This is a genomic window from Roseibium sediminicola (assembly GCF_023156505.1).
GTDB lineage: Bacteria > Pseudomonadota > Alphaproteobacteria > Rhizobiales > Stappiaceae > Roseibium > Roseibium sediminicola.
This window is the reverse complement of the sequence record NZ_JALNMJ010000001.1, coordinates 120,336-136,395: the sequence shown is the minus strand read 5'-3', so window position 1 is coordinate 136,395 and position 16,060 is coordinate 120,336. Positions and strand designations below refer to the sequence as shown.

General features: G+C 61.2%; 14 protein-coding genes and 1 pseudogene. 7 read left to right on the top strand and 8 right to left on the bottom strand.

Annotated elements, in window-relative coordinates; genetic code table 11:
- Nucleotides 1-527 precede the first annotated feature (527 nt).
- Complete coding sequence (locus M0H32_RS00595) at nt 528-866, top strand: potassium channel family protein (RefSeq protein WP_248149412.1); 339 nt, start codon at nt 528-530, stop codon at nt 864-866.
- A gap of 327 nt (nt 867-1,193) precedes the next feature.
- Here M0H32_RS00595 and M0H32_RS00590 read toward each other — a convergent pair whose 3' ends face one another.
- The gene (locus M0H32_RS00590) at nt 1,194-2,492 is read right to left on the bottom strand and encodes a DUF3422 family protein (RefSeq protein WP_248149411.1); all 1,299 of its coding nucleotides are present in this window, start codon (nt 2,490-2,492) and stop codon (nt 1,194-1,196) included.
- A 193-nt stretch (nt 2,493-2,685) separates the two neighbouring features.
- Here M0H32_RS00590 and M0H32_RS00585 point away from each other — a divergent pair, with 193 nt between their 5' ends.
- On the top strand, nt 2,686-3,462 hold the full coding sequence (locus M0H32_RS00585; protein WP_248149409.1) for a FadR/GntR family transcriptional regulator: 777 nt from the start codon (nt 2,686-2,688) through the stop codon (nt 3,460-3,462).
- Nucleotides 3,463-3,480: 18 nt separating this feature from the next.
- Nucleotides 3,481-4,617 (top strand): alpha-hydroxy acid oxidase, encoded by a 1,137-nt coding sequence (locus M0H32_RS00580; RefSeq protein ID WP_248149407.1) that lies wholly within the window; start codon nt 3,481-3,483, stop codon nt 4,615-4,617.
- On the opposite strand, the gene M0H32_RS00575 is transcribed toward M0H32_RS00580, so the two are convergent.
- Nucleotides 4,583-5,407: a helix-turn-helix domain-containing protein gene (locus M0H32_RS00575; protein ID WP_248149406.1), complete on the bottom strand. Its 825-nt coding sequence runs from the start codon at nt 5,405-5,407 to the stop codon at nt 4,583-4,585. The two genes, M0H32_RS00580 and M0H32_RS00575, sit on opposite strands and share 35 nt — an antisense overlap.
- Before the next feature lie 146 nt (nt 5,408-5,553).
- On the opposite strand from M0H32_RS00575, the gene M0H32_RS00570 reads away from it, so the two are divergent.
- A complete protein-coding gene (locus tag M0H32_RS00570; RefSeq protein WP_248149405.1) occupies nt 5,554-6,531 on the top strand; it encodes a threonine dehydratase in 978 nt (325 codons plus the stop codon).
- 10 nt (nt 6,532-6,541) lie between these two features.
- Here M0H32_RS00570 and M0H32_RS00565 read toward each other — a convergent pair whose 3' ends face one another.
- Nucleotides 6,542-7,240 carry a type 1 glutamine amidotransferase gene (locus M0H32_RS00565; protein ID WP_248149403.1) on the bottom strand — a complete coding sequence of 233 codons (699 nt, stop codon included), beginning with the start codon at nt 7,238-7,240 and terminating at the stop codon, nt 6,542-6,544.
- Nucleotides 7,241-7,392: 152 nt separating this feature from the next.
- Between M0H32_RS00565 and M0H32_RS00560 the strand changes: the two genes are divergently transcribed.
- Complete coding sequence (locus tag M0H32_RS00560; RefSeq protein WP_248149402.1) at nt 7,393-8,310, top strand: DMT family transporter; 918 nt, start codon at nt 7,393-7,395, stop codon at nt 8,308-8,310.
- Nucleotides 8,311-8,760: 450 nt separating this feature from the next.
- Here the strand turns inward: M0H32_RS00560 and M0H32_RS00555 are convergent, their stop codons facing one another.
- The gene (locus M0H32_RS00555) at nt 8,761-9,651 is read right to left on the bottom strand and encodes a LysR substrate-binding domain-containing protein (RefSeq protein ID WP_248149401.1); all 891 of its coding nucleotides are present in this window, start codon (nt 9,649-9,651) and stop codon (nt 8,761-8,763) included.
- A gap of 166 nt (nt 9,652-9,817) precedes the next feature.
- Nucleotides 9,818-10,693, bottom strand: a complete 876-nt coding sequence (locus tag M0H32_RS00550) for a LysR substrate-binding domain-containing protein (RefSeq protein ID WP_248149400.1) — start codon at nt 10,691-10,693, stop codon at nt 9,818-9,820.
- Between the two features lie 243 nt (nt 10,694-10,936).
- On the opposite strand from M0H32_RS00550, the gene M0H32_RS00545 reads away from it, so the two are divergent.
- Nucleotides 10,937-11,257 (top strand): DUF1127 domain-containing protein, encoded by a 321-nt coding sequence (locus M0H32_RS00545; protein ID WP_248149398.1) that lies wholly within the window; start codon nt 10,937-10,939, stop codon nt 11,255-11,257.
- Between the two features lie 194 nt (nt 11,258-11,451).
- Here M0H32_RS00545 and M0H32_RS00540 read toward each other — a convergent pair whose 3' ends face one another.
- Both M0H32_RS00540 and M0H32_RS00535 read right to left on the bottom strand, forming a co-directional pair.
- On the bottom strand, nt 11,452-12,291 hold the full coding sequence (locus tag M0H32_RS00540) for a substrate-binding periplasmic protein (RefSeq protein ID WP_248149396.1): 840 nt from the start codon (nt 12,289-12,291) through the stop codon (nt 11,452-11,454).
- Between the two features lie 116 nt (nt 12,292-12,407).
- Complete coding sequence (locus tag M0H32_RS00535; protein ID WP_248149394.1) at nt 12,408-13,178, bottom strand: DUF937 domain-containing protein; 771 nt, start codon at nt 13,176-13,178, stop codon at nt 12,408-12,410.
- 254 nt (nt 13,179-13,432) lie between these two features.
- Here M0H32_RS00535 and M0H32_RS00530 point away from each other — a divergent pair.
- A pseudogene (locus M0H32_RS00530) lies at nt 13,433-14,488 on the top strand (alpha/beta hydrolase); the annotation flags it as partial.
- Between the two features lie 147 nt (nt 14,489-14,635).
- On the opposite strand, the gene M0H32_RS00525 reads toward M0H32_RS00530, so the two are convergent.
- Nucleotides 14,636-16,009, bottom strand: a complete 1,374-nt coding sequence (locus M0H32_RS00525; protein WP_248149391.1) for a glutamate--cysteine ligase — start codon at nt 16,007-16,009, stop codon at nt 14,636-14,638.
- Nucleotides 16,010-16,060: the final 51 nt, after the last annotated feature.

Sequence of the window (16,060 nt, the reverse complement as noted above, 5' to 3'; positions counted from 1 at the left end):
GCGAATAAAGGACAGTGCTCCGGGCGGTTTCACCATTTATCTTGCAGTTTTCCTGCCCGTCCCACCACATGAAGCCGAAGCACTCAGGTTTGGTGACGATTACTCCAACAGATGCGGCGTGATGATGTACCCCAAGTACCGAAACCTTCTCAGATGAGAATACAGCTAGGTTTGTGGGAGGGGGGCCTGATCGAAGCTGTACCACAGACGCTTCCTGGACCGGGAGCATTGGCTCCACTGTGCCCTGATAATCTACAACCTCGTCCATCTGGAGCGCTGAAACCGCATCTTCAGATTTGCCAATGTGGCCTTGTTCAGTCGATCTTTCCATAGGAATAAAGTTAGGTCACAAGTTAAGAACTGGAACCGCACAACAGAATTCGTTTCAATCGTGGAATAGCCCAGCCTGGAATGATGGTCCGTCAAGCCCAGAGGAAACGAGCTGCAACTTCCTTAAAATGAAGGCAACTTCGTACGCGAGGCCAATTCGCACAACGGGCAACGCTGACTTAAATTGGAGCAATACGATGGCAGCTTTCTTTATCAATCTTGTTAGGTTGCTCAAGGCGATAATCAGATCATGGAAAATCCCGGCATTTCGCTCTGGTGTTTTATTGGCAGTACTAGTCCTGTTTTCCGGAAGCATTTTCTACCGGACGGTCGAAAACTGGTCATGGATCGACGCGCTTTATTTCAGTGCAATGACCGCCGCCACCGTTGGAGTTGCAGACCTGTCACCTCAAACTGATCTCGGCAAGATTTTCACAGTTCTCTATCTTTTCGTAGGTGTCGGAGTCTTTATCGCTCTTTTCGCACAGATCACTCGAGCTCTGCTTAAACTGGAAGACGAGAACGGTAAGGATTAGGTCAATTGCGGGTAGTGACCCAGTTTGAAATTTAACATTTGCCGCATGCTGCCATTGGATGTGTAATCCTTTCGTTTCGAATGTCCGGTTTTGAATTCTGGTTGCGTGAGACTGTATGGCTGAAGTGGGAACGCGAAGCAGTCATTACCTCAACGCCTTGCGAATGACCGAAAAAGGCCGAAAGCTACCGCAGAAATAGTCCTAGCGAATGTCGGCTTAGGGAAGCGAAATTCCAGGAATTGACTGTCCGCTCACGGCCCCATTCCGGCCATTTGCTCATAGGCGGCTATGTCCGCTTCACTCGCACAGCAACACATCAGCCCGACCTCAATGCTCCCCGTGCTGCTGCCGGATCCGTTTCACCGTCCACCAGATCACCAGCACGACCACCGGCACCGAGACCCCCGTCATGATGCTGGCGTCCGGCAGGTGCAGGCCGGTGCCCTTGGCGGCTTTCGCCAGATAGGAAATCAGACCGACGACGTAATAGCTGACGGCGGCCACCGACAGCCCCTCGACCGTCTGCTGCAGGCGTAGCTGCAGCTGGGCACGGCGGTTCATGGATTCCAGGAGGGACCGGTTCTGGTCCTCCAGCTCCACGTCGACACGGGTGCGCAGCAAGGTGGTGGCGCGGGCCAGCTTTCGGGAGAGCATCGCCTGGCGATCCTCGATCGCCTGGCAGGTCCGCATGGCCGGAGCGAGCCGGCGGACCAGGAAGGATGCCATCGACAATTCGCCGGGCGCGGCTTCCTCCCGCAGCGCTTCAAGGCGGGCGCGGACGATCTGGTCATAGGCGCGGCTGGCACCGAAGCGGAAGGTGCTGGCGGTCGCGCCGGCTTCCAGCGCCGCGGCCAGCGCGCTCAGCTTGTCGAGCAGCTCCTGGTTCGCTCCCAGCGCGGAGGTGTCCTTCATCTGACCGGTCAGCTCGGCGAGCTCCAGTTCGAACTGCCGGATTTCGGGCTGCAGCCGTGTGGCCTCGAACAGGCCAAGCATCGCCAGCGTGCGGTAGGTCTCGACCTCCAGGAGCCGCTGAACGATCGCGCCGGACTGGACCTCGCTCATGGTGCGGTTACAGACCAGAAAGCGCGTCATGCCGTCGCCGTCCTGGCGAAAATCGGTTGCCACCAGAGCCGCCCCGTCCTCCAGCGTCGAAACCGTCATGCTGCTCTCGTCGAACTGGCTGCGCCACTCAATTGCCTCGTCGCCGCCCCGGACCTCCAGGCGAACGGCCACCAGCAGGTCGCCGGGTGCATGAAACGCGGCACCAAAGGGATGTTTGATCGGCACCTGCCCGAAAATGGTCTGTGCATGGGCCGCACCATCCCAGGTGTAGGTGGTGAATTCCGCGTGCTGTTCCCAGCTGAGCGTGCCGCCGCCAAAGGGGATGGTGTGGTGGCGCGCGCCGGGCGCCGGGCCGTGCCCGCCCCTCGACACGCAGAATTCGGTCAGCCAGGCGTGATCGCGCGCCGCCTCTTCCGCATCGGTCAGAAAGGCATAGTGCAGGATCGTGCGCGGACAGCCGATCGAGCGGAACGGGCGCGCATGGACCTCGCCCAGAACTTTTTCCCGAAGGGGAGATGTCCGAAAGGCCGGAAAGGACGACCCGTTTTCTGACCCCTGATCCAAGATGCCAACCTCGACGAAAGTAGTGTATCCGCCCTCACATTCCCCGAAGGCATCCCGGAAACCAACCGGCATTTTGGGACGCGAAACGATTTGACTGTGCGGCGCGACATTTCCGCAACAAGAATTGGATAAAAAAATTGACCAATTCTGAAATTGACGCTAGGGTCCGCGCAACCTGGAGATGGACACCGCCATGTTTCGCCCCGTCAGTCATCAGAAAACCGCGCTCAGCGCCGTGGAGCAGATCGAGGATCTGATCCTGAAAGGCGTGCTCCAGTCCGGTGACCGGCTGCCCGCCGAGCGCGAACTGGCGGAGCAGATGACCGTGTCGCGGCCGGTCCTGCGCGATGCCCTGAAAATTCTGGAAGAGCGGCACCTGGTCGAAGCGCGCCGGGGCGGCGGCACCTTTGTCGCCGACCTGATCGGTCCGATCTTTTCCGAGCCGGTGGTGCAGCTGATCGCCCGGCACCCGACCGCCAAGAACGACTATTTCGAGTTTCGCAGGGGCATAGAAGGCCAGGCTGCGGCGCTGGCGGCAACACGCGCCGCGCCCACCGATCTTGAACGGCTGGACGACATTGTCGATCAGATGAAGGTGGCCCATGAACTGGGCGAACTGGCCACGGAAAGCCGGCTCGATGTCGCGTTTCACCATGCGGTCGGCGAAGCCGCCCACAATGTGGTGCTGCTGCACACGCTCCGGTCCTGCTACCGGCTCCTGGAAAACGGCGTCTTCTACAATCGCGGCCGGCTCTATCATCACCCGACGGCGCGGGTCGAATTGCTGGCGCAGCACGTTGCCATCGCCGCCGCCATCCGGGCCGGCGACGCCGATGGCGCCAGGAAGGCCTCGGAAGAGCATATCGACTATGTCTGCGGCACCCTTGCCGAGGCGGAAGATCTCGACCAGCGCGAACAGCTTGCCGGGCTCCGGCACTTGAAAACCGACAAAACAAAACCTCGTTCCTGACCTTCGGGAGGATCTCTTATGACCGTTGTTACCGATGTTGCCGACCTGCAGGCCCTCGCCCGGCGCCGGGTGCCGAAAATGTTCTACCAATATGCCGATACCGGTTCCTGGACCCAGAGCACATACCGGGAGAACGAAGCCGCGCTGCAACGGCAGAAGTTGCGCCAGCGCGTCGCGCGCAATATCGACAACCGCTCTCTGAAGACGACCATGGTCGGCCAGGAGGTCTCCATGCCGGTCGCCCTTGCCCCGGTCGGCCTGACCGGCATGCAGCATGCGGACGGCGAAATCCTGGCCGCCCAGGCGGCGGAAGAATTCGGTGTGCCGTTTACCCTCTCCACCATGAGCGTCTGTTCCATCGAGGATGTCGCGGAGAACACCAAAAACCCGTTCTGGTTCCAGCTCTACGTGATGCGCGACCGCGGTTTTTCGGAAAACCTGATGCAGCGGGCGACGAATGCCGGCTGTTCAGCCCTGGTGCTGACGCTCGACCTGCAGGTGCTCGGCCAGCGCCACCAGGACATCAAGAACGGGTTGTCGACCCCGCCCAAGCCGAAGCCCGGCGTGCTCATCGACCTGGCCTTCAAGCCGCGCTGGTGCTGGAACATGCTGCAGACCAAGCGCCACCAGTTCGGCAACATTCACGGCCATGTCTCCGGCGTTGAAGACATGACCTCGCTGGCGGAATGGACCAACAGCCAATTCGACCCGACGCTGGACTGGTCCTCCGTCGAATGGGTCAAGAAGCACTGGAACCGCAAGCTGATCCTGAAAGGCATCAACGATGTCGAGGATGCCAGGATTGCAGCGGACCTCGGCGCCGACGCCATTGTCGTCTCCAACCATGGCGGCCGCCAGCTCGATGGCGCCCTGGCCTCCTATGACGTGCTCGCCGATATCGTCGATGCGGTCGGCGACAAGATCGAAGTGCATTTCGACGGCGGCATCCGCTCCGGCCAGGACATCTTCAAGGCAGTGGCGACCGGCGCGCACAGCACCTATATCGGCCGCGCCTTCATCTATGGCCTCGGCGCGATGGGCAAGGCCGGAGTGACCAAGGTGCTGGAGATCATGCGCAAGGAACTGGACGTCACCATGGGCCTGTGCGGCGAGACCGACATCACGAAAGTCGGCCGGCACAATCTGGTGCTTTGATCCTGGGCAGACAGGATGGGGCAATCCCGAGACGGGAACGGAAACAGGCCGTCATGTGGCTTTGCGAGGAAAACCCGGCCGCCGCGGCAATCTCGGCCAGCGGCTGGCCGGTTGTTTCGATCAGCCGGCGTGCGCGCTGCAGGCGGCGGCTCAGGATGAAATCGTAGGGCGACTGGCCGCAGCAGGCAGCAAAGGCCCGGCTGAGGAAACTCGCCGACACGCCGATCTCGCGGGCAAGTCCCGCCACGGTGAGACTGGTCTCGAGCCGGTCTTCGACGAGATCCGCCACGCGGCGGAATCTCGCCGGGGTCAGCCAGCGGGCTGCCTTCGGATCGCGCCGTTGAGGCTCCGCAAGATCCGTCAGCCGCTCGATCCAGGCTTCGCTTTCGAGCGCATCCGGCGCCATCTCAGCCAGCAGCCACTTCCTGAGCTCAGTAGCAACAGCCAGGGCGCCCGGCACCTGAAGGTTGGTCCGATAGGCCCCGTCGCGAAACCGGACCCCTTCGCCACTGACCTGGAGATATTCCCCGCCACGATCCGAACCCGAGCGGACATCGCAGCCCTTTGGCGTCAGCGCGAGCGAATTCGGCAGGCGGCAGAACGGGGACCGCCGGTCAGAGCCGATGGCGTGGCTGCCGGTCTGGCTGTCGAAAGCAAAGCCGAGCGTGTCCTCCGCGGCGACGAAGCCGATGTCATAGGCTTCCGCCGGCAACAGCACGAGCCGGTGCCCCGCGACGCTCAGGCAGCGCGGCTGATTGGTTGAGACGGTCTGTTTGAGGCCAGGTGTCATGGCCGCACACCCTGCCGGAGAGGCCCAGGCGACGCAAGCGCCTTCCGGTTCAGGATTTTGAAAGACACGGTTTGCTCAAGCCCGCTATCACTGTTCCAACGCCCCTGCCGGATCTCCGGCCTCCCTTGAGCGAACGGAGCCCGACCATGTCTCCCCTCTTCACCCTTGACGATCTCGACAGCGCCCTGCCCATCGTACGCCGCCTGGTTCCCGAAACGCCGGCCTATGCCTGGCCCCTGCTGAAGGAGCGGTTTGGCATCGACATTGCCGTCAAACACGAGAACCACACACCGATCGGCGCGTTCAAGGCGCGCAGCTCGATCGTCTACATCCAGAAGCACATCGAGGATCATGGCGCTCCGGCTGGCGTCGTCACGGCGACACGGGGCAATCACGGTCAGTCGATGGCGCTTGCCGCGCGCACCCTTGGCCTGCCCGCCACCATTGTCGTGCCGGAGGGCAATGCGCAGGGCAAGAACCGGGCAATGCAGGCCTTCGGTGCGGAGCTGGTGATCGACGGGCGGGACTTTGACATTTCCCGGCGCACTGCGGAGAGGCTGGCCGACGAGCGCGGCCTCCTGATGGTGCCGAGCTTTCACAAGAACATCGTGCTCGGCGTCGGCACCTACGCGCTGGAGTTCTTCCGCGCCTTTCCCGATCTCGATGTGGTCTATGTCCCGGTCGGCATGGGGTCCGGCGCCTGCGGCCTGATCACCGTTCGCGATCTGCTCGGGCTCAAGACCGAGATCGTGCCCGTGGTCACCGAAAACGCGCCCGCCTACGGTCTCTCCTTCGAAGCCGGCAAGATCGTCACCACGGAGAGCGCCTGTACATTCGCCGACGGCATGGCCTGCCGGGAGCCGGTTCAGGCCGCGCTCGACATTTTGGCCGCAGGAGCCGAGCGCATCTTGACGGTTTCGGACGCGGACATCGCCGAGGCCATAAGGACCCTCTTCGCCGACACGCATAATCTCGCCGAAGGCGCCGGGGCCGCCGCCCTTGCCGCGCTTGCCAAGGACGCGGGCCAGCTTAACGGCAAAAAGGCCGGCATCATTCTTTCCGGTGGCAATCTGGACGAGACCATGATGCAGACGGTTCTGGCGGGCGGCACGCCGGTGGTGTGAAGCGGTCTGTCTAAAGCAGTTTCACCCACGCGCGCGACAGCGCCGCGCCGGTCTCTTCGGCCGCAGTCGCATGGCGCTCGGCTTCGGCTTCGAAACGCACCGGCCAGTCCGGCGTGTGGGCGGCGATGTCATCCGGGAATTGCTCCGACCAGCTGCGCACTTCGCTCAGGCCGGTTTCGAAATGAAACTGCACCGCATAGGTGGCCCAGCCCATGCGGAAGGCCTGGACCGGTGTCATGGCGCTGGTCGCCAGATGGACCGCGCCCTCGGGCAAGGTGACGGTGTCGGTGTGCCAATGAAACTGCGGCCGGCCGGTTTGCAGTTCCTTCAGCACCGGATCGGCGCGGCCCTCCTTCGTCGGGATAACCTCGCGCCAGCCGAATTCGACCGGAAGATCGAGAAGGTTGCCGCCGCCGAAGGCGCGGGCAACCAGCTGCGAACCGAGGCAGATGCCGAGCACCGGCCGCTCGACCTGATGAAACCGCAGGATCAGATCGCAGACCTTAGGCAGATGCGGATAGGTGTCATCGGCAACAGCGTTCTGCGCGCCGCCAAGCACAACCAGGCCGGCAAAGGTTTCGATTTCCCAAGGCAGAGCCTCGCCCGCATAGGCCTTGACCGTTTTCCAGGAATGGCCTTCAGCCTCCGCCACCCGGCCCAGGACGCCAAGCTCGGTGTGCGGATAGTTTTCAATGACGAGAAAGTGCATGCTGCCCCCGGCACGATCGAACACGGCATCGTCAGATGTCAGCCCTGAGCTTATCCATCTCCCTGTTTGATGAAAACATCAAAAACAATCATTTGTGTTGAAGTGTTTCGCGCCGCACATTGCAGGATACGCCCCCGAAAAATGGTCTTGTCATGAGTGTTGCCTCGCCCGCCCTTCGCCCCGGCTCCACCGGTTTCAGCGCTACGGATTACGGCCTTTACGCCACGACCGTGCTTGCCTGGGGTTTCAGCTGGATTGCCATGAAGGGGCAGGTCGCGACCGTTGCACCGGAAGTTTCCGTGTTCTGGCGCTTCGTGCTCGCCTCCGCCATCATGATGGCCTGGGCACGCTACCGTGGCCATGGTCTCGCCTTTCCGCTCAAGGATCACCTGCGTTTCGCGGGCCTCGGCGCGTTGATCTTCTCGACCAATTTCACCCTGTTCTACTACGGCGCGGCCGTGCTGCCTTCAGGACTGCTGGCGGTGATCTTTTCGACCGCGTCGATCTTCAATCTGTTCCTCGGCCTGGTCCTGTTCGGCCAGCGGCCGAACCTGATGGCCCTGGCGGCGGGGCTGCTCGGTTTTGCCGGCATCGGGCTGATGTTCTGGCCGAAACTGGTCGGGGCGGAATTCAACACCGACGCCGCCTTCGGCCTGGCGCTTTGCGTTGGCGGCACGCTGTCCTTTTGCTTCGGCAACATGCTGTCGGCCGACAGCCAGCGTAAAGGCATCGGCGTTACCCCGGCAACGGCCTGGGGCATGGTCTATGGCATGATCTTCCTGGGACTGTTTTCGGCGCTGCGCGGACAAAGCTTTGCCGTCGAACTGTCCCTGCCCTATCTCGGCAGCCTGGTCTATCTGGCGGTTGTCGCCTCGGTGATCGCGTTTGCGTCCTATCTGACGCTTCTGGGCCGCATCGGCTCGGCGCGCGCGGGCTATGCCACGGTGATGTTCCCGGTGGTGGCGCTGACCCTGTCGACGATCTTCGAGGGCTATCAATGGACCCCGGTGGCCGCGGCTGGCCTCGTCTGCGTGCTCGGCGGCAACCTGATGATGCTGCGCGCCCGCTGACCAGGGCAGACCTTCCGCATTTGCTTACAGCTGGTTCTAATACGCCCTCGCTTCGGGCTATGAAATACCCACGACGGCTTTGGCAACTGACGGGTTTGAATAGTGCAGCAGCGTTGGGGGCACCCAGTGGGCGTGCTACCAATCACCGGCGTCACCCCGGGCAAATACGTGAGACCCGGGGCCTACTCGTTTCCAGAGCGCAACTTTTTTTGGGCGGGGAAGCCACTCATCAAAAAGACGCGAACGCTTCGACAAGAGTCTCTGCGAGTGGGTCCCGGCTCGCGCTGCGCTTGGCCGGGATGACACTGAGTTTATTTCTCCAGACATCAACAACGAATGAGGCCTTTGACCGCCACCATGTCTGCGCTCGCACATAACAGGCGGCCGATCAAATGTGGCTGCCCTGCATTCTCCGGGCTCATTCAGTCCAATGCGGATTTAAACCGAGACCTATTCCGCGGCGACCTGGGCGGCGCCGTTGCCGACATTGCCGATTGCCGCGACCAGATGGTTGCACAGCGTGTCATGCATGGCTTCGCGGGCGTTGTCGGAGCGCAAAAGGGCGATGTCGCAGAAGGGCAGCGACGGAAACCCATCCTTTTCGTCAAGGATACGCATGCCGTCGCGGATCGCGCTTTCCGGAAAGACGGTAACGGCCAATCCGGCCTGGACGGCCCCGACCAGAGCCGCACCGCTGGCGCTGGTGTAGGACACCCGGTAACGGCGCCCAGAGCGGTCCAGGGCCTCCATCGACAACCGCCGCCAGCCACACGAAGCTGGGCCAAGCGCCAGCCGGACCACGTCCTGGGTATGGGCGCAATGCTGGCTGGAAGTCACCCAATAGAGCGGTTCGCGCCGGATGATCTCGCCGCGCACTTCCATGGTATCGCCGGAGGTGGTGATGGCCACGTCGAGCGCGCCTTCGCGGATCGCCCCGGTGAGCTTGGCACTGGAGCTGCACTCCACCTGCACCTCGATCGACGGATTGAGCCGGTTGAACGCGGCCAGAACCTGGGGCAGCAGTCGGTCTGCATAATCGTCCGGCACGCCCAGTTTCACGTGACCGACTTCCTTCTGGCCGTTGAAGGCCGACAAGGTCTCGTCGTTCAGGATGATCATGCGCCGGGCAAACTCGACCAGCCGGAGCCCGTCCTCGGTCAGGCGGGACTGGCGGCCGTCCTTGATGAAGATCGGCTGACCGACCCGCTCTTCCAGGCGGCGCATCTGCATGGAGACGGCCGATTGCGTCTTGTGCACGGCCTCACCGGCCTTGGTGAAGCTGCCAAGCTCCGCGATCGCTAAAAACGTTCGCAACTGATCAATATCTAGTGCGTGATTCATAAAAGACCCTATAAATGAGCCACGGACCAGCCGTTGATTTGATATTCGAATTGATTTACCAAAGATACATCACAATCTCTGACACTTCAATGGTTTTTTACCAGGCGGCAAAATCGACCTCGATTGTAACCGTCTGAATTTATAACAATATTTTGGAAATTCCTGTCTATTCAGCAGCCTGAGGAACAGACAGGTTGTCCAGCGACGACACGATGTGCTCCACCAGTGCATCGGTGACGCGAGAGGAATTGTGCCAGGATCGCATGATGCCGATCTCGCATTCGGGCAATCTCGGAAATCCGTCCGCCTCGGTCAGCACGCGCATGCCTGAGCGGAGCGCGGATTCCGGCAAGACGGAAATGGCAAGACCGGCAAGCACCGCGGCACCGACCGCGGTCGAATTCCAGCTGGAATAGAGCAGGCGATGCTCGCGCATCTGATCGCCGAGCGCGTTGATCGCCGCCTTGCGCCAATCGCAGGTCGCCCGGCCGAGCGCCAAAGGCAAGGGGGATTCGTTTTCAACCGCATGACGGGCGGAGACCACCCAGAGCAGCGGCTCGCGGCGCACAACATCGACATTCTTGCGCCCCTTCTTCTGCACATGGGTAATGATGGCGACGTCCAGCTCGCCCTCCGCAATCATGTCGGCCAGATTGGGGGTCGGCGCGCAGACCACGCTCACTTCCGCTTTCGGGTTGGACCTTGAGAAGCGGGCCAGGATTTCCGGCAGGAACCGGTCGGCATAATCGTCCGGCGTGCCCAGCCGGACCAGGCCGGCCAGCTCCGTATCGTCAAAAGCCGCCAGGGTCTCGTCGTTCAGCTGCACCAGTCTGCGGGCATAGTGCAACAGGCGCTCGCCGTGCTCGGTCAGCCGCGATTGCCGGCCGACCCGGACGAACAGCGGCTTGCCGATACGCTCTTCAAGGCGGCGCATCTGCATCGACACCGCTGATTGGGTCTTGTGCACATTGTCTGCCGCGCGGGTGAAGCTGCCGCTTTCGGCAATGGCCACAAAGGTTCGGAGCTGATCCAGGTCGAGCATGGGCGCCTCAATTATCAGGGTTTCTCATGTTTAGCATGCCATTCATTCAATCAGGAAATGTTTTCAGACTCGAGGCCGAACCATTTTGACATCACAGGAAGTGATTATTTCAATCACAAACATTCGTTGGATTTATAGCAAGCCTCCCTCCATATTGAGCATGTTCCAACGACAAGGACCGCCAACGCTGGCGCGGAACAGGCTGCCGGAAATTTCTCCGGCCGCTCACAGGAGATTTTTGCCATGACACATACTGCAAGCACCCCGGTCTTCGCTCTCCTCGGGCAGATGATTGCCCGTGCATGGCGTGTATTTGAAAACCGGCGCCAATTCGCGGAACTGAAAGACTGGTCCGACGAACAACTGAAAGACATCGGCCTGACCCGGAGCGACGTTCGACGGGCGCTGGCCCAGCCGTTCTATGCCGACCCGACCACTCTGGTGAACGCCGCCAATGTGCAATCCGGCTGGTCTGCTATTCGACCCGCCAATCAACAACACGGCCAGCCGGAGCACCGTCTTGTCGGCGGCGCACCGGTCCAGTCCGGCCAAGTGGCCGCCTGATCCTAAGGACTATCTGCTGGTCCGACCTCCCCTTTAGCAGCCCCTGTCGGCATAGCCTTGCTGACGAAACTGACCCGCCTCCTCCGGCGGGTCTTTTTTTGCGCATGGCTTCAGCTGGCCACCCGCATTCTAGCCGCCATATCTGTTTGGTTTGGGCGTCGGCGACGCATTGCCGGTCGGTGTCACGGCCCCAGCTAGCTTGCAGGCTTGCCTTTTTCCACCTCGATCAACTCGCTCAAGGTCTCCTCGAATGCGCCATTGGCCTTCATTTGCATCACTGCGCGGTCGAAACGCTCAAGCAATTCCGTCTGATCGGGGTACGCATTGGAGACCATCAACGGAAATTCCGGGCTTTCTTCATAGGCCAAGTCCAGGATTTCAAGTTCCTCTTCCAACTCAAGTTGCCGGCGGAAGATTTCCAGAACCGGCCTGGCATGGACGACAATATCCACCCGGCCCAGTTTGAGTTGATTCAGGCAGTTTTCTATCGTCGGAGCCACAGAAAAACGTATCCCGCGTTTTGCGTAGAACTCCTCCGCCCAACCGTTGCCGAGCACGTCGCAATAATGGTGCTGGGTCAGATCACGCAGGGTCGGATCCTTCAAGATATCCTCCTTGAGGGGGCTATCCCGTCTGACGATCGGCTGGAACGGAATTTTCAGAGCCACTTGCGCGCTCTTGCGGGCAAAACCAAGGCGTTTCTCTGTTGCCGTTGCAACCATACCGTCGGCCCGCCCATGAAAAAAGACCTGCTGCGCCCGTTCCCATGGCAGACCGTTATGCACCAGCTCAAAGCCCTCAATTCGATCGAAGATCCGATCCATCAACCGCGGCAGGATGCCATCGACGCTGCTGCCGAAACCATAGGAATAGGGCGACCATTCCGCTGCATAGACAATTGTGAAGCTTTTCTTTTCCGTGTCCGTGGCACCGGCGGACGGAACAATTACCAAGGAGATGAGCATCATCAGCAGGGCCGGAAAAACTGCCGGGCCAGAGCGTGGTTGCAAAGTGCTCATTCGCTGTTTCAGCATCTTGTTCTGCCTCACCAGCTTTCCGGATAGGCCTGACCGGGAAACCAGGGTGCCAGGAACACCGGAAGAAGGATTTCTACTACCTGCATTCGTTTGCGTATGGAAACCGGCGGCTATTATTCACCACGAACGTCCTTCGCAGCCTTTTCGAAGAAGCTGTCGAAGGCCTTGAACTGGCTGGACTGGAAATCGCGGCCGGCAGACATCCAGCTGTTGACCATTTCACCGAATTCGGACGCCTCCGCATCCGGCTCGTCCTCCGGCTCATCTTCCGTCTCCGGCGGCAGCTCTTCTTCTTCCAATTCCGGCTCGTCCGGATGTTCGACAATGCGGGCCGGCTGCAGGAACGCGCCCCAGAAGGACTGCATGGCCTCGGCATAGCCTTGCAGATAATCGACAGGTGTCGGCTGCGGTTTCGGCCGTCCCCGGGCAAAACCGCGTAAATAAGCGTCAAGAAGGTTGCGTGCTTCGCCGTGCACGAAGGGGCGTGCGATCTGCCCCATGGCAAGGGTTGCCGCCACCGGCATCATTTCCTGGATGGCATCGCGTTGCAGGCCGGTCAGGCCGGAGATCTGGGCCGCCAGGGCCTGCTGCACCGCCTCGGGGCCGAAGAACGGAGTCAATGCCGCTTCCGACGGTGTCTGGAACAGACCGGAAAAACCGGCAAAGGCGGGCTGAGCAACTCCGGCCGGAGGAGAGGCCTGGCCGAGAAACTCAGAGAAGCCTGGAACGGTGCTGCCGAAATAGCGAAAGCCGTTCAGCGCGGCCGGCATCAGTTGCTCCATCACCTTGTTCAGGTCTTCATTCGACCAGCCGAAGCGGTTCCGGACATCCTCCGACAGGGAAAAAATGTCGAATGGGGGGGATGACGTCCCGCTGCCAGTCATCGCATTGCTCCGGTCACGCTGTTGCAAGGCCTTGAGATAAAAGACCAACCTTGACCAGAGTGACCTTTTGCGGGCGTCAGGTCAATTCGCCGTCGTCAACTCGGGTCGACATCCCCCGGGTAATCACATCCCCACCGGACCCCATGAAGCACCAATCGCCGGCATAAGCATGCGGCTAGGCGGCCTCAACATCCTCGAAGCAATGCGACTTCCGGCTCAGCCTGCTTACCGAAGTTGACTATTCGATTGTCAATATGGCAATAAAATTGTCATTTATGATGCCTCGTGCAAACACCACCATCCGGTGCCACACCAGCCTTGCAGCTGCTGCGGCGGCACCGGAAACCCTTTGTCATGGGAGTAATCGAATGAACTGGATGACCGCGACCCTGGCCGGAGTGTCGGGATTGCTTGTGCTGGCCATCGCGGTGACAGCAGCAGTAACCCTATGGCCGCGGCCAAACCCGTTCCGTGCTCAAGGACTTTCCGCTGCCCAATACCGCGCGATCGAGATCTCTAACGGCGTTGTTTTTGAACAGACTTTTCCCGCCCGCACGGTTCGCTTTGAAACCAGTGACGGCACCTCGATCGCCGCGCGCGTCTTCGGACCCGATACAGCAACGGATCTGATCGTCCTTGTCCATGGCATTGGTGCCGCGGGCGAGCGCTGGAACAATCCCGCGGGCTTGCTCGCAAGGGCAGCGCAGGCCCAGGTGATCGCGGTGGATCTCAGAGGGCATAACCTTTCGAGTGGCGCGCGCTATGACCTTGACCGGTTCGGTCAGTATGAGGACGACTTGGCCGAGATCGTTTCCGAGCTCGCCAAAACCAGGCCGTATGCGCGCATCTGGCTCGCCGGCCATTCCATGGGCGGCGGCATTGCGCTTCGTTATGCTCTCAAGCCGGATCGGCCGATCCTGTCGGGATATCTGTTGTTCGCGCCCTATTTCGGGCCCGGGCCGACCGAGCCGAAAGCCCCGGATCCCGTGTCCCCGCTTCATATCGACCGCTTCCGGGTGAGCGGGCTGATCCTGTTCAACATGCTGGGCATCGAAGCGTTCAACCACTTGCCAGTTGCCTATCTCAACGCGCCGCCGGACTATTCGGCCTACACCTTCCGGGCGATCGCGTCCGGCTTGCCGATGCCGCCGCAGACCGCCGCAGACGGACTGGCTGCGATGAAAGGAAAGGTGCTTGTGATCGCCGGTGACCGGGACACTGCCATCCACACGCCGGGCTTTAGGCAGGTTGCCGCGCCCTTTCCGCATGTCCAGGTCGAGATCCTGCCCGGACACGGGCACGACAGTCTCCTGAACGATCCGGCAACGCACGACCGCGTCGCGGCGTTTATGAGGCCGCAGACGCCCCTGTCAGAGCAAAGGGAGAGGCAAACCCGAACAACGGATGGCCCCGGGCGAGGAACTTCTCACTGTCGAATAGGGGCCACTGCTGGCCGCTCAGTAGGCGTATTCCTTGAACACCTTGGAAATGTCGCCGCCCCAGGAACCGTTGTAGCGCTGCAAGAGCACATCCGCCGGGCACATGCCGGAGGCGAGGCCTTCCTCGATCGGGGCCAGATGCACGCGCTCGTCGAGGTCGCCGTCGCTGAGGCGGTTGCGGCGCTTGAGACCTTCCTGTGACAAGGCCAGAACTTCCTTGGCGACGCTCAACAGAGTGCCGCCTCGGAATGGGGCCTGCAGCGCGTGTTCCGGCACGTCGCGGCGCAGCGCGGCGCGTTCTTCCTGCGTCCAGTCCTTGATCAGCTCATAGGCCTGATCCATCACACCGCTGTCGTAGAGGAGACCGACCCAAAGCGCCGGCAGGGCGCAGATGCGCCGCCAGGGGCCACCGTCGGCGCCGCGCATCTCGATGTATTTCTTCAGCCGCACATCCGGGAACAGGGTCGACAGGTGATTGTTCCAGTCGCCGATAGACGGGGTCGCGTCGGGCACCCTGCCCTCCAGGGCACCGTTCATGAACTGGCGGAACGTCGTGTCCGTCACATCGTAATAGGTGGTGCCGCGCTTGACGAAATACATCGGCACATCGAGCGCCCAGTCGACATAACGCTCAAAACCGAAACCGTCCTCGAAGGCAAACGGCATGTCACCGGTGCGATCCGCGTCCGTGTCGGTCCAGATCTGCGCCCGGAACGACTTGAAGCCGTTCGGCTTGCCTTCGGTGAACGGCGAATTGGCAAAGATGGCGGTTGCGACCGGCTGCAGCGCCAGGCCGATGCGCATCTTCTTGACCATGTCCGCCTCGGAGGAGAAATCCAGGTTCACCTGGATGGTCGAGGTGCGGTACATCATGTCGAGGCCGAGCGAGCCGACCTTTGGCATGTAGTTGGTCATGATGTCGTAGCGGGATTTCGGCATGCGCGGCATGTCGGCGCGCGACCAGGTCGGGGTCATGCCGATGCCGAGGAAACCGACACCGAGCGGCTCGGCCACCTGGCGCACCTGGGCCAGGTGCTGGTTCGCCTCGCGGCAGGTCTCGTGCAGGTTGTCGAGTGGTGCGCCGGAGAGTTCGAACTGACCGCCCGGCTCGATGGAAATCGCGCCGCCGCCATGATCGTCGGCAAGGCCGATGATCTTGCCTGCGTCCTCGATCCGCTCCCAGCCGGTGAGCTTCTCCATGCCGGTCAGCACGGCCTCGACGCCGTGTTCGCCCTTATAGGGGATCGGCGTCAACTCGTTCAGGCAGAAGCCGAATTTTTCGTGTTCGGTGCCGATGCGGAATTTTTCTTCCGGCTTGCAGCCCTCGGCGAGCGTCGCGGCCAGGTCCTGGACCGTTTCAATCGGGGTGGAATCGACCGTATCGCGGGCCATGGAAACGTCCTAGTTTTGCGCGGCCCGTCAGGTTGCCCCCTGCCTACCGCA

What these genes read in the sequence shown, in the direction of transcription:
- M0H32_RS00550 (WP_248149400.1), bottom strand. Translation starts at nt 10,693, where the DNA reads ATGCTCGACCTGGATCAGCTCCGAACCTTTGTGGCCATTGCCGAAAGC.
- M0H32_RS00580 (WP_248149407.1), top strand. Translation starts at nt 3,481, where the DNA reads ATGACCGTTGTTACCGATGTTGCCGACCTGCAGGCCCTCGCCCGGCGC.
- M0H32_RS00560 (WP_248149402.1), top strand. Translation starts at nt 7,393, where the DNA reads ATGAGTGTTGCCTCGCCCGCCCTTCGCCCCGGCTCCACCGGTTTCAGC.
- M0H32_RS00545 (WP_248149398.1), top strand. Translation starts at nt 10,937, where the DNA reads ATGACACATACTGCAAGCACCCCGGTCTTCGCTCTCCTCGGGCAGATG.
- M0H32_RS00555 (WP_248149401.1), bottom strand. Translation starts at nt 9,651, where the DNA reads ATGAATCACGCACTAGATATTGATCAGTTGCGAACGTTTTTAGCGATC.
- M0H32_RS00575 (WP_248149406.1), bottom strand. Translation starts at nt 5,407, where the DNA reads ATGACACCTGGCCTCAAACAGACCGTCTCAACCAATCAGCCGCGCTGC.
- M0H32_RS00535 (WP_248149394.1), bottom strand. Translation starts at nt 13,178, where the DNA reads ATGACTGGCAGCGGGACGTCATCCCCCCCATTCGACATTTTTTCCCTG.
- M0H32_RS00540 (WP_248149396.1), bottom strand. Translation starts at nt 12,291, where the DNA reads ATGCTGAAACAGCGAATGAGCACTTTGCAACCACGCTCTGGCCCGGCA.
- M0H32_RS00525 (WP_248149391.1), bottom strand. Translation starts at nt 16,009, where the DNA reads ATGGCCCGCGATACGGTCGATTCCACCCCGATTGAAACGGTCCAGGAC.
- M0H32_RS00565 (WP_248149403.1), bottom strand. Translation starts at nt 7,240, where the DNA reads ATGCACTTTCTCGTCATTGAAAACTATCCGCACACCGAGCTTGGCGTC.
- M0H32_RS00570 (WP_248149405.1), top strand. Translation starts at nt 5,554, where the DNA reads ATGTCTCCCCTCTTCACCCTTGACGATCTCGACAGCGCCCTGCCCATC.
- M0H32_RS00585 (WP_248149409.1), top strand. Translation starts at nt 2,686, where the DNA reads ATGTTTCGCCCCGTCAGTCATCAGAAAACCGCGCTCAGCGCCGTGGAG.
- M0H32_RS00595 (WP_248149412.1), top strand. Translation starts at nt 528, where the DNA reads ATGGCAGCTTTCTTTATCAATCTTGTTAGGTTGCTCAAGGCGATAATC.